We start from the raw sequence: 11539 nt of genomic DNA on the forward strand, positions 1-11539 counted from the left end.
ACCGCAGGCGTTTCACCAGCGACAATTTACATTTACTTTGAAAATAAGGAGGATTTGATAAGTAAGCTTTATCTTAAGATAAGGAAAGAAATGAGTGAATATGTACTCGCTGATGTGAATTTAGAAGGCTGTATTGAAGCCGCTTATAAAAAAATATGGCTGAACTATTATCATTATTGTTTAGCATATCATAGAGAATTTGATTACATTATGCAGTTTACAAATTCTCCTTTTTCAAAGGAGTTTAACACAGACTATGGCATGTGTTATTTCTCTAAAATATACGAACTCTTCCGTATTGGAAAAGAGAAAAAAATCATTAAGGCAGTTTCTGACGAGATTCTCTTTGCATTCACTTTCTATCCTGCCTCACAACTTGCAAAGCGAAATCTATGTTGTGGCACTAAATTATGTGATTATGGCGTAAATAAAGCATGTGATGTAGCTTGGGATGCAGTAAAAATCGATCAAGTTAAAATATGCTATAACCAGTAACGAGTGCTTTTACCAAGCTTAGTTTTGACAGGAGCATTAGTGATTTAAATTAAAAATAAGGACATTAGATATGAAATCCAGTAAAGCTATTTTAAGAGAATATTTTAAGGCAGGCGAAAAATCCAGTAAAAAAATTGGGGTAGAATTTGAACATTTTCTCATTTCAAAAACTAATTTAAAAAGTTTTGGATATAATGATCAAAGTGGTCAAAAATCACTCATGAAACAACTTGTCAATAATGGATGGCAAGTCCAATATGCAGAAGGTGATGATATCTTCAATGCTGTTAAAGCGGGTAATATGGTTTCCTTTGAGCCGGGTGGTCAAGTCGAGATTAGCATTAAACCGTTTGAATCTGTTATGGATATAAAAAAAGAGTATTTAGGTGTAAAGTCAGAAATTGAAAGCTTTTTAGATGAGGATCAAGCTTTAATTTCACTGGGATACCATCCAGAATCTAAAATTGAAGCATTACCACTTTTGCCAAAGAAAAGATATGAGTTCATGTTTGAAGCCCTCCACCAAAGGGGACGACGTGCCAGAAATATGATGAAGGGGACTGCTTCTACCCAAGTCTCTATCGATTTTGACAGTGAAGCAGATTTTGTAAAAAAATTCAGGGTTGCCAACTTCTTGTCGCCATTTATATCTAGACTATTTGACGCAGCACCCGTCTTTGAAGGCAAGATCTATAATGGCGAAAATTTAAGGGTCCAAATCTGGGATGAAACAGACATTAGCAGGTGTAAAATTCCTATAGGTGCAATGGATGGCAAGTTTGATTATGATGCATATTGTGACTATATCTTAAATTCTGAGCCGATTTTGATGATAGAGGATGGGGGCTCTTACATGACAGGACACCAGACTGTTTTAGAACTTGACCAAAAAAAGCCTCTTTCTAGGACCCAGTTGATACATGCGACGACCATGGTCTTTCCTGATATAAGAGTTAAGCAATTTCTAGAAATTCGAATTGCAGATGCCATCCCTCTACCATACAGTCTTGCTTTGCCAGCACTTATAAAAGGCATTTTCTACAACGAAAGGGTTCTAAGCAAGTATTATGAGATGAGCTTAAAAATTAACGATCAAGATATGATAGAACTGAATGCAGCTGTTAAAAGAAGTTTGACTTTCGACCTTGAGTGCTTACCAGGTCACCTCACTTGTTCGGCCTTTGTCGACCAGTTAATCGCAGATGCTCGTGAAGTGCTGGATGATGATGAGAAGGAAATAATAAACAAGTTTTATAAGATGATTCTTGAAGAAGGTTCATATGCTAGATACTTGAAGCGATTATTAAAGGAAGACAGACAAAAATTTGTTGATGCCCTTGTTCTAGGAGGAAATAATGTTTAAGTTTAATGAAAAACTGGTTTCAATTGCAGAGGAAAATAGAGAAATCGTTGAGAAGGATTATATAAAAACATATGATGACGTAGGAAAGTCTAATGCGGTCTATAAGGGAAAGCAATTGCCCTACCTTTATCTACCAGCAGTTTACTCTGAGTCTGATGTTCAAAACTTTGAAAAACTCACAGATTCTATTTTTCACATCGTTAACAAATCAATTGATATTTATTTTGAACATCCTGAGGTCAGAGGGGTATGGGGGTTCGATCCTAGACTGGAGGACTTGATCCTAGCACCCAATCGCTTTAAAGCAAAGGTACCTATGGGGCGATTTGACTTTTTCTACTATGAAGATGGGTCCTATAAGTTTTGTGAACTCAATACCGATGGCACATCTGCAATGAACGAAGAAACACCATTAACCGATATTTTAATAGATACTTTTGTTTTAAATAAGTTCAAAGAAACACATGAGCTTAAACGATATGAACTCTATCAGTCATGGGTTGATGAAGTGAAAACCATCTATCAAGAATTTGTACAGAATGGTGGCACTAAGTCAGAAAAACCACATGTGATTATTATGGATTATATGTCGAAAGGTTCACCACATGAGTTTGAGGCGTTTAAAAAATGCTTTATCGAAAATGGTTTTATGTGTAGCATTGTAAGTCCTGATGAACTCACAGAGCAAGAGGGTAACTTATTTATAGGCAGTGACAAAATCGATATCATCTATAGGCGATTGGTCACAAGAGATTTAATGGAACATTATGATGAGCTACAACCTTTAATTCGAGGGATTAAAGCCAATAAGACTTGTATTATTGGTGCTATAAAATCTCAAATTGTTCATACGAAAAAGTACTTTGAAGCCTTGCACCATCCCCTTGTGAGACAGTATTTTTCAACAGAAGAATGTGACTATATCGATGCACATATTCCATATACCAGCGCCCTAGTTAGTGGCGATGATTTTAATCGCTTCATAGATTTTAAAGATCAATATATTATAAAACCTGTTGATTATTATGCTTCAAAAGGTGTGTATGCAGGGCGTGAATTTACCAAGGACAAGTGGATTGAGATGCTCAATGAGGCCGCTAAAGAGGGCTATATTATTCAAGAATTTTGTCCTAAATCCGTCAATAAGAACTTAGATTTCTCAAGTGGTCGTCATTTTGAAGTGGCGAATTATAACAACATTACTGGTGTCTTTGTCTATAATGAAAAGATGAAAGGCATTTTTACGAGAGCCGGTTTTAACGCAGTCATCTCAGATTTAAATGATGGGTTTTCATTATCATCTATTGTTGCAAACGAAAAATAAATTAAGATGCCCCCTTCAAATATTGATCCGTAATCCCCTGGCTGGTTTTGTCCAGTTAAGAGGGGAGGTACATCAAATATGAAGGGGGCTTTTTTTATACAAAATTTGAAACTCAAAAGGTGAAGCGGGAAACTTAACCTCAATCGGAAACTTTGAAAATTGGTTTAGGTCAAAGAAGTCGATACATATCTTGTTATAGGTTGAGAATTGTAGGACAAACTGAGGGGTGAAGCGTTACACCCTATTCTAATCGTAAATGATTTTTTGTATGGTGAGGTTATGCGTTTCGAGTAAATCAATATAGCCATCGGCTTCATTGTTGAGTATACCATGTTTAAAGGTTCTCACAATGGGTCTAAGTGGATGTTTAGGATGATTTTTTAATATAACGGCTTTTAGACCATTGGAGAGTAAAACATAGGAACCTGCTGGATATAGGATAACACATCGCGTGAACGTACTGGCGAGGTCAAAATCGAATAAAGTGCCTGCGTTTCCCATAATGTACTCAACAACTTCGTTATGAGGATATGCGAGTCTGTGCTTTCGATCAGATGTCATGGCATCATAAACATCTGCTATCATGACTATTTTAGTGTGTGGATGAATATCTGCTGAAGTCAGTCCCTTTGGATAGCCTGATCCATCAAGCCTTTCGTGGTGCTGAATTACGATGGTTTTGATGTGGGCATTTAAACTTGTGTTATTGGTTAAGATTTCATAGCTCAATATAGGATGTTGTTTAATCTGAGCCCACTGACCTTCAGTTAATGGGTCAGCGTGATCATAGACCTCTTGGTCAATATTTTTATATCCGATATTTATCAACATTGAGGCAATTGCAATATTCTTCATGTCATTTACATTTAAGCCGATTTTTGCCCCCAGCATAATTGCCAAGACGGCTGTATTGATTGCATGCTCGTATAGATAATGACTCTCAGATTTTATATCCATTATGGAGATCGTCAAATCCTGAGAGTTTAAAATTTCATCGATGAGACTACCAGAGACCTGATCCAACGTATCTATAAGGGCTTGGCCGGAATCACCAAACATTAACTGTTGCTTCTGCTTAGAAACACTTGCAAAAAATGTGTCGACACATTCCTTGACATCTAGTACGGCACGCTTTCGAAGTGCTGGATCGATTATATCCTTGACCTCCTCTTCGAGCAAGGCTTCTTCCTCTGGATTTTTGACATAGAGTGATTTAAAACCTAAGGCTTTTATGCGTTCCATACTTTTAGAGCTCAGTAGTGCGTCTTTTCTTAACAATATTTGATTTGAGATATTAACTATATTTTCTGCCAACACTTCATTTTCTTTTAGGTATTCTATAGGTTTGAACCGCATTAATGTCATCTCCTTTGTTTATTGCAGCATATTTGCAATAAAATTATAATTAATAACACTTGGACCGTCAAATTTAAATAATTTATGATTCGTTATTTATTATATATCATTAGTTTTCACCCAGCCTTGAACAAGAATGTTAAACTTGCGAAAAGCGGTTAGGTGAGAAGGGGTAGGTCAAAACAAGGTTTTGATGGTTAATGATTGGATAGGATTCAATAAATATTGATAATGAATAAAATGTATTGATAATAAATAAAAATATATTGATAAACGATATATAATTTGCTATTCTCATCTTATGGAGTGTGATTTATATGTCGAAAAAAATTGGTTTTTTAAAGACGATTATTATTAGTATTGGGGTCTTGGTATTGGTAATGGGATTTGTTTGGTTACCGCAAATTGCAGAATTATCTGCACTTCAAAATCCAGAAATATCTTTTTTAAAAATGCCTGCCTTATATGGGATCTATACTACAATGATACCCTTTTATTTTGCTTTATTTCAAGCCATTCGGTTATTAAATATTATCGGCATGAATAAAGGTTTTTCTGAGTCTGCATTAAATGCGCTTGCTAAGATTAAAATTGCGGCTTATGCGATTATCTTGCTATACATTTCAGGTTCAATCGTATTAGGTGTTTTGAAACTGCTTCATCCATCTCTTTTTATTATTGTCTTTATATTAGTGATGGCATCATTATGCGTTGCAGTCTTTTCTGACATTTTGTACGAATTAATTGATCAAGCAAATAGACTTCAATCGGAAAACGATTTGACGATTTAGCCCCCCTCTTATGCTTTATCGTATCGTTATCATTTGGAGAAATTAGGATTTTAGGAGGAAACATGCCGATAATCATAAATCTTGATGTACAAATTGCAAAAAGGAAGATGAGTATGACAGAGCTCTCAGAAAAAGTTGGAATTACAATGGCAAATTTATCGATACTGAAAAATGGAAAGGCAAAGGCCATTCGGTTTTCAACGCTCGAAAAACTTTGTGAAGTCTTAGAATGCCAACCGGGTGATCTCATTGAGTATGATGAGGAATGAGTGTGGTCAATGATCTGATATTTATTATGAATTTAAGATTATTAAGGTAAGCCAGCAATTTTTGTTGGCTTTTTTTTTGTCATAATCCTGCCATATTTTAAGCCTATAATGAAACCATAAAGAACATGAAAAGGAGGCTTTAAAATGATGATTATTTTATTAATCGGTATTGTATTTATCTTCTACTATTTTGGTAATGGCAACAGAATCCAAAATAGATTTTCTGAATCTACTCTTTCACCTGAAGAAATTCTCGCAAGTCGTTTTGCCAAAGGTGAAATTGATTCAGAGACTTATGAAAATATGAAGCGAACTTTAAAACAATAATTCTTGCTAAATAACAAGAAAAAGTAATCTTATGTGCATAAGTCAAAGTACTTATGGTGATGGTTGAAAAATATTTTAGAAATTTGGAGGCGGTATCATGATGTTCAATAGAGGTTTTATCGGAAATTCAGGTTGTTTTGGATTGGGTTATTTTGGCATTTGGCAATGGCTGATAGTCATTGGCGTGGTCTTAATTGCCTTTTACTTTATTACAAAGAACAAAAAGAATGATAAGTCTGATCTGGCGATGTCTATTCTTAGAGAAAAATTTGCAAAAGGTGAAATTTCTGAAGAGGAGTTTAATCATAGAAGAGATTTGTTAGTGAGAAAGTAGGGAGAGATATGAAAAAATTGGTATTGTGGGTTGGTATGAGTTTAATTGCTATGGGAAGCGTCTTGAGCTTTTCTGCAACAGTAAATAATGATTCTGCTATTTATAATGGCGACGAAGTTTATCGTGGTATGGGGCAGGTTAGATTTGTCAATGCTGAGAACACTGAAAAATTGTCTATAGAAGCACAGACCGAAAAAGTGAATGCTTATCTGACTCAATATGATGAAGCCCTTAAAATAGGAGATATATTCGTCTATGATGATAGTGAAACCTATTTTATCGTCTTAGAAAAAGAAACGGACAAGGGTGCAATGGAACTCTTAGTTGATCCATATAGTGGCAATGTTTATCCAGAGTACGGTCCAAATATGATGTGGAATCTCAAATATGGTATGATGTTTGGTAATTATAGTGGCAGCGTTGAGAGTGCCACAACTGAGGCGAATCCCCTTTATAACAATGCATATGGTTGCCTAAATGGTAATTTTACAGGCCAGCAGGGTATGATGTATGGTGGCAGAGGCTATGTAGGTCAGCCAGGTATGATGTATGGCGGCAGAGGCTATGCGGGTCAGCTAGGTATGATGTATGGCGGCAGAGGCTATGCGGGTCAGCTGGGTATGATGAATGGTGGCAGAGGCTATATAGGTCAAACTGGTTTGATGCTGGACAGTCAGGGGGTTAGTGGGAATGCCATTGCAAATGGCAGTCAAAATGGTTACTATAATGGTATGATGGGTATTCAATCCAATATAGACCCGACCACAGATACTCCTTTGACACAAGAACAAGTTATGAAAATTGCAACTGATTATATTGCTGGGCTCAGTTTGAGCAAACCTGTTTCAAATGTTGAAGCTCATGAGTTTTATGGTTACTATACCCTTCATTTGATGGCAGAGGACGATATGCTTGGCATGTTTAGTGTCAATGCCTATACAGGTGATGTTTGGTATCACACTTGGCATGGGACCTTAAGTAAAATTATTGAAAATGACTAAATTTTTTAGAGGTGAAATTTGATGTATTCTATTTTAGTAGCCGAAGACAATAAGGAAATTAGCAAGATCGTCATAAAGTACCTTGAAAGTGAAGGGTATGAGGTTAAGCTTGCAGAAAATGGGTTAGAGGCACTTGAGTGGTTTAACAGCAAAACGTTTCACCTCCTGCTTTTAGATATTATGATGCCTGGTCTTGATGGGTTTCAGGTACTTGAAGAGGTCCGTAAAATATCCAATGTCCCCATTATCCTATTAACGGCTAAAAATGAAGAAGTTGATCGGTTGAAGGGCTTTGATATAGGGGCTGATGATTATGTGGTTAAACCCTTTAGTCCGAGAGAACTTATGCATCGTGTCAAGGTCTTACTAAAACGCGTTTACAATGAAACAACGGATATTGTGAATTTTGACAAGTTGGAGTTACACCTTAACAGCATGAAACTATTTAAGGAAAAAGAAGAAATTTCTTTGACGACGGCAGAGTTTTTGTTACTTAAGACATTTATTTGCAGCCAGGGCCGAGTTTTGACAAGAGACCAGCTCATCGAGCTTTCTTTTGGAGATGATTATGAAGGTTACGACCGCAATATAGACAGTTACATCAAAAGACTTAGACAAAAAATAGAAGACAATCCCAAAAAACCGAATTACATTCATACCAAGTATGGCATTGGTTATATTTTTGGAGGGGACAAGCTATGACAATCAGACGGCTTTGGCATATATCTTTAATTGGAATTGCCGTATTGTCAATCGCAATTTACGGTATCATAATGACTTCACTCACCAATAAATACTTTAATGAATACATGAATGAAAGCTATTCAAATCATGTTGAACAAATATTAGGTTATAGTAAAAAGGCACTTAATGAACCGACGACTTCTTACAGGCAAATGTCAATTGAACTTGAAACGCATGTCATAGATCCAATTGTGCGCATTAAGGTTTATGATAAGGATGGTAAGCTTCTGGTGGATGTCAATAATGACTTTACCGCAGGTTCAATGATGATGAACGGTAGAACCATGAATGAGATGATGGGGAGGGCCACCAATAATTTACAACTTGAAGTGGACCAATATGAAATCAATGACAATGGCAAGTTAATTGCAACCTTGAATATCACAAGACAAAGCACAGTAGAAAATACATTTGTTGCACGTCTTTTCAAGGCGAATTTAATTAAGAACAGTTTTAGGGCAGTGGGATTATCTGTTTTACTTTCATTGATTTTCGGACATTATATTAGTAAAAAAATGTCAAAGAATCTTATTGATACTGCAGAAATTGCGCAAGGTATATTGTTAAATGAATCACTTGAAATTAAGAAATCCAGTATTAAGGAAGTCAATATTATCAGGGAAAGTCTTGAGAGCTTAAGCGTTAGACTTAAACTTAAACAGAAGAGTCGCAAGAAGCTCATTGACCAATTAATACATCAGACAAGAACACCAATGACTGTCTTGAGAACACATTTAGAGGGCATTGAAGATGGGTTGATCACACTTGACAAAACTGAGTTTAGCCTTTTAGACCAGCAGATAAAGGATGTTACTAGGATAGTAGAAAATATGAGTGATGTCATAGATACTGAATCCGTTGAGGCTCAAATTGAACTAGAATCACTTGAACTTGGTTTCTTTCTATCACAGATTGTCAAAGGCCTTAAAACTCAGTTTGACCATAAGGGCATCAGTGTTAAACTCATTCACAATAAAAATGTCATGGTAAATACCGATAGACATATCTTAACACAAATTGTTTATAATTTATTGACCAACGCCTATAAGTACACAGAGACAAATGGTCATGTAGAAGTTAAATTTGATGATGATAATGGTTTTTTCAAAATTTATATTAAAGATAATGGGATTGGCATTTCAAAGGAAGACCAGGAAAAGATATTTGATGCTTATTATCGTGGAAGGCGTAATCCAATCGTCCAAGGAGAAGGTTTAGGCTTGTATTTGGTCAAAGAGAACCTAAAACATCTTGGTGGAGATGTTAAGGTGATAACAGCACCAGATGAAGGCGCTGAGTTTATTTTGACCATTCCCAAGGTTTAGAGAGGATGATAGAAATGAATAAAATCAAAAGAGCGTTTGAAAAATTAATGCTAAAAATAGCAGAGCAAAACAAGACTTCATTTGGCGATCAAAGAATGGATTGTTGTGATTTGAACCGCTCATCAAGTAGCACACATAAAAAAAAATAGCAATATGAAAGCAAATCTTGACAAGGTTTGCTTTTATTATTAACATATAGTTAGAGTTCTAACTATATTAAGGAGACCTTATGCAAAAACTTCATCTTATGGCTAAAATGGGCATCATTTATTTAAATTGGACAAGAAAGCTACAGAAGGAATTGGTACCCTTTGATATTACTTTGAAGCAGCAATTTGTACTGCGTCAGTTAACGAAAACTGAATTTTTATTGCCTTCACAAATTGCGGATATGCTTTATTGTGATCGTCCCACAGCAAGTGTTATCATTAAAAACATGATAAAAAAGGATTGGATTCAAAGGGTAGATGATCCGGATAACAGAAAGCAGTATCGTATTGTCATTACTGAAAATGGCACTGAAAAGTTTAAGTCGCTCAAAGGGGCGTCAGGACCAGAGGCTATGGCGCGATATGATCCTTTAAAATGTCTCACAGATGATGAAAGACAAGCACTTGATGTGATTTTGACGAAGGTTTTTAATCAATTGTAAACGGGAGGTTTAATATGAAGTTTAAATGGCAGGACATCGAACTTAACTACAAAATTATCGGTGAAGGAAAACCAGTGCTCATGATTCATGGTTTCATGCCAGATCATAGGCTGATGTTTGGTTCAATGGAACCTATTTTTGAAAGCGTTTCAGGTTATAAGCGGATCTATTTTGACCTACCAGGCATGGGAGAATCGGGAAGTGGTGACTATGTTAAGAATTCAGATCATATGCTTGAAGTCGTTTTGGCATTTATCGATGCGTTTATTGAAAAGTCCCCGTTTTTAATGATAGGCGAATCCTATGGGGGCTATCTTGCACGTGGTGTGATACATAAGCTTGCAGATCAAGTAGAGGGCGCAGCTTTTATCTGTCCAATGATTGTTCCGAATCGTGATCACCGAAACTTGCCGTCTAAACAAGTGATTCTAGAAAATCCTGAATTTATGAAAACCCTATCGGCTAAAGATTATGAGATGTATGAATCCATAGCGGTGGTACAAGATGAAAAGACTTTTAACCACTTCCAAAAGTTTGTGATTCCTGGACTTGAAGCGGCAGATCAACCCTTTTTAGAAAAACTCCAACATACCGGTTATGGATTTACTTTTGAAGCTGAAATGGCATCTAAAATATTTGAAAAGCCAGTTCTTTTCCTAAATGGAAGACAGGACACCAGTGTTGGCTATAAAGACGCTTGGGGGATTATGGACCTTTTTCCAAGAGGAACATATGTGGCTTTGGACAGGGCTGGCCATAGCTTGGAGTCGGAGCAGGCGGTTTTAGTTGAGGCCTTAATGAAAGAGTGGCTTTTTAGATGTTCAGAAAAATAATTTCAAGCGTAAAAAAATAATTACATCATAAAATAGGGGGTAAAATATTAATAGGAGCACTTATAGAGTGCGCGTAGTATGGAGGTTATGATGGATAAGGAAAAAAGTGCAATTGTCTATTATTCTTGGACCGGGAACACAAAGATTGTGGCAGAAGTTTTTAGTGAATTACTAGGTATTCCGATTGACCCAATTATTGAAAAAAAGACCAGAGTGAGCGGGAATATACCATTGGCGGCGCTTAGTGCAATCTTGGGGTTTAAAAGCAGAATTGAGCCCTTAATGATTGACCTTGACAAGTTGGAAAATCTATTCATCGCAGGACAAGTGTGGGCAGGTCATTCAACACCTGCAATTAATAGTTTTATACATCATACCGACTTAAAAGGTAAAAATATATGGTTGGTGATTACAGGTGCGGATGAGAATAAACCTGAAAAAGTCGTGGATAAGTTAAAAGCCAAAATTGCAGCGAAAGGCGGCAATGTCCTTGGTGTTTATACTTGTAAGACGAGGGCCTTAATCGGTAATACAGATGTGGTAACACATGCAGAAGTTAAACCTCTTATTGAGGCATGGCTTTTAGACAACAAGCTCATATCAAATTAAGTTAGTTTAGTGATACCCTGTTCTTATGACAGGGTATTTTTTTGCACAAAATGGGTAAGGCAGAAGTTGTGGTGGTTATCTTAGACCACATGTAACACCAGCGATCGTTAGGGAAC

General features: G+C 36.3%; 15 protein-coding genes. 14 read left to right on the top strand and 1 reads right to left on the bottom strand.

Features of this window, described 5'->3' with window-relative positions:
* From AC220I_RS11995 to AC220I_RS12005, 3 genes are all read left to right on the top strand, one after another.
* The coding region (locus AC220I_RS11995) for a TetR/AcrR family transcriptional regulator (protein WP_486724075.1) at positions 1-495 on the top strand (495 nt) is incomplete at its 5' end.
* A gap of 70 nt (positions 496-565) precedes the next feature.
* A complete protein-coding gene (locus AC220I_RS12000) occupies positions 566-1858 on the top strand; it encodes a glutamate-cysteine ligase family protein (RefSeq protein ID WP_486724076.1) in 1293 nt (430 codons plus the stop codon).
* Positions 1851-3182: a hypothetical protein gene (locus AC220I_RS12005; RefSeq protein WP_486724077.1), complete on the top strand. Its 1332-nt coding sequence runs from the start codon at positions 1851-1853 to the stop codon at positions 3180-3182. The genes AC220I_RS12000 and AC220I_RS12005 overlap by 8 nt, the downstream gene beginning before the upstream one ends.
* A gap of 246 nt (positions 3183-3428) precedes the next feature.
* On the opposite strand, the gene AC220I_RS12010 is transcribed toward AC220I_RS12005, so the two are convergent.
* The gene (locus AC220I_RS12010; protein ID WP_486724078.1) at positions 3429-4538 is read right to left on the bottom strand and encodes an HD-GYP domain-containing protein; all 1110 of its coding nucleotides are present in this window, start codon (positions 4536-4538) and stop codon (positions 3429-3431) included.
* A 317-nt stretch (positions 4539-4855) separates the two neighbouring features.
* Here AC220I_RS12010 and AC220I_RS12015 point away from each other — a divergent pair, with 317 nt between their 5' ends.
* From AC220I_RS12015 to AC220I_RS12065, 11 genes are all read left to right on the top strand, one after another.
* Positions 4856-5329 (top strand): DUF2975 domain-containing protein, encoded by a 474-nt coding sequence (locus tag AC220I_RS12015; RefSeq protein WP_486724079.1) that lies wholly within the window; start codon positions 4856-4858, stop codon positions 5327-5329.
* 62 nt (positions 5330-5391) lie between these two features.
* Positions 5392-5598, top strand: a complete 207-nt coding sequence (locus AC220I_RS12020; protein ID WP_486724080.1) for a helix-turn-helix domain-containing protein — start codon at positions 5392-5394, stop codon at positions 5596-5598.
* Between the two features lie 144 nt (positions 5599-5742).
* On the top strand, positions 5743-5925 hold the full coding sequence (locus tag AC220I_RS12025) for an SHOCT domain-containing protein (RefSeq protein ID WP_486724081.1): 183 nt from the start codon (positions 5743-5745) through the stop codon (positions 5923-5925).
* A gap of 97 nt (positions 5926-6022) precedes the next feature.
* Positions 6023-6259 (top strand): SHOCT domain-containing protein, encoded by a 237-nt coding sequence (locus AC220I_RS12030; protein ID WP_486724082.1) that lies wholly within the window; start codon positions 6023-6025, stop codon positions 6257-6259.
* Positions 6260-6267: 8 nt separating this feature from the next.
* A complete protein-coding gene (locus AC220I_RS12035; protein WP_486724083.1) occupies positions 6268-7260 on the top strand; it encodes a hypothetical protein in 993 nt (330 codons plus the stop codon).
* A gap of 21 nt (positions 7261-7281) precedes the next feature.
* Positions 7282-7962, top strand: a complete 681-nt coding sequence (locus AC220I_RS12040; RefSeq protein WP_486724084.1) for a response regulator transcription factor — start codon at positions 7282-7284, stop codon at positions 7960-7962.
* Positions 7959-9329 carry a sensor histidine kinase gene (locus tag AC220I_RS12045; protein WP_486724085.1) on the top strand — a complete coding sequence of 457 codons (1371 nt, stop codon included), beginning with the start codon at positions 7959-7961 and terminating at the stop codon, positions 9327-9329. Before AC220I_RS12040 ends, AC220I_RS12045 begins: the two co-directional genes overlap by 4 nt.
* Positions 9330-9343: 14 nt before the next feature.
* Complete coding sequence (locus tag AC220I_RS12050) at positions 9344-9478, top strand: LDCC motif putative metal-binding protein (RefSeq protein ID WP_486724086.1); 135 nt, start codon at positions 9344-9346, stop codon at positions 9476-9478.
* Positions 9479-9558: 80 nt separating this feature from the next.
* On the top strand, positions 9559-9981 hold the full coding sequence (locus AC220I_RS12055; RefSeq protein ID WP_486724087.1) for a MarR family winged helix-turn-helix transcriptional regulator: 423 nt from the start codon (positions 9559-9561) through the stop codon (positions 9979-9981).
* 14 nt (positions 9982-9995) lie between these two features.
* Positions 9996-10814: an alpha/beta fold hydrolase gene (locus tag AC220I_RS12060; RefSeq protein ID WP_486724088.1), complete on the top strand. Its 819-nt coding sequence runs from the start codon at positions 9996-9998 to the stop codon at positions 10812-10814.
* A 90-nt stretch (positions 10815-10904) separates the two neighbouring features.
* Complete coding sequence (locus tag AC220I_RS12065) at positions 10905-11423, top strand: flavodoxin family protein (RefSeq protein ID WP_486724089.1); 519 nt, start codon at positions 10905-10907, stop codon at positions 11421-11423.
* The last annotated feature ends 116 nt before the right edge of the window (positions 11424-11539 follow it).

It is taken from the genome of Fusibacter sp. (assembly GCF_057447755.1).

Coding starts and splice junctions, on each gene's coding strand:
- AC220I_RS12055 (WP_486724087.1), top strand. CDS start 9,559: ATGCAAAAACTTCATCTTATGGCTAAAATGGGCATCATTTATTTAAAT.
- AC220I_RS12060 (WP_486724088.1), top strand. CDS start 9,996: ATGAAGTTTAAATGGCAGGACATCGAACTTAACTACAAAATTATCGGT.
- AC220I_RS12005 (WP_486724077.1), top strand. CDS start 1,851: ATGTTTAAGTTTAATGAAAAACTGGTTTCAATTGCAGAGGAAAATAGA.
- AC220I_RS12025 (WP_486724081.1), top strand. CDS start 5,743: ATGATGATTATTTTATTAATCGGTATTGTATTTATCTTCTACTATTTT.
- AC220I_RS12050 (WP_486724086.1), top strand. CDS start 9,344: ATGAATAAAATCAAAAGAGCGTTTGAAAAATTAATGCTAAAAATAGCA.
- AC220I_RS12035 (WP_486724083.1), top strand. CDS start 6,268: ATGAAAAAATTGGTATTGTGGGTTGGTATGAGTTTAATTGCTATGGGA.
- AC220I_RS12010 (WP_486724078.1), bottom strand. CDS start 4,538: ATGCGGTTCAAACCTATAGAATACCTAAAAGAAAATGAAGTGTTGGCA.
- AC220I_RS12065 (WP_486724089.1), top strand. CDS start 10,905: ATGGATAAGGAAAAAAGTGCAATTGTCTATTATTCTTGGACCGGGAAC.
- AC220I_RS12030 (WP_486724082.1), top strand. CDS start 6,023: ATGATGTTCAATAGAGGTTTTATCGGAAATTCAGGTTGTTTTGGATTG.
- AC220I_RS12045 (WP_486724085.1), top strand. CDS start 7,959: ATGACAATCAGACGGCTTTGGCATATATCTTTAATTGGAATTGCCGTA.
- AC220I_RS12020 (WP_486724080.1), top strand. CDS start 5,392: ATGCCGATAATCATAAATCTTGATGTACAAATTGCAAAAAGGAAGATG.
- AC220I_RS12015 (WP_486724079.1), top strand. CDS start 4,856: ATGTCGAAAAAAATTGGTTTTTTAAAGACGATTATTATTAGTATTGGG.
- AC220I_RS12000 (WP_486724076.1), top strand. CDS start 566: ATGAAATCCAGTAAAGCTATTTTAAGAGAATATTTTAAGGCAGGCGAA.
- AC220I_RS12040 (WP_486724084.1), top strand. CDS start 7,282: ATGTATTCTATTTTAGTAGCCGAAGACAATAAGGAAATTAGCAAGATC.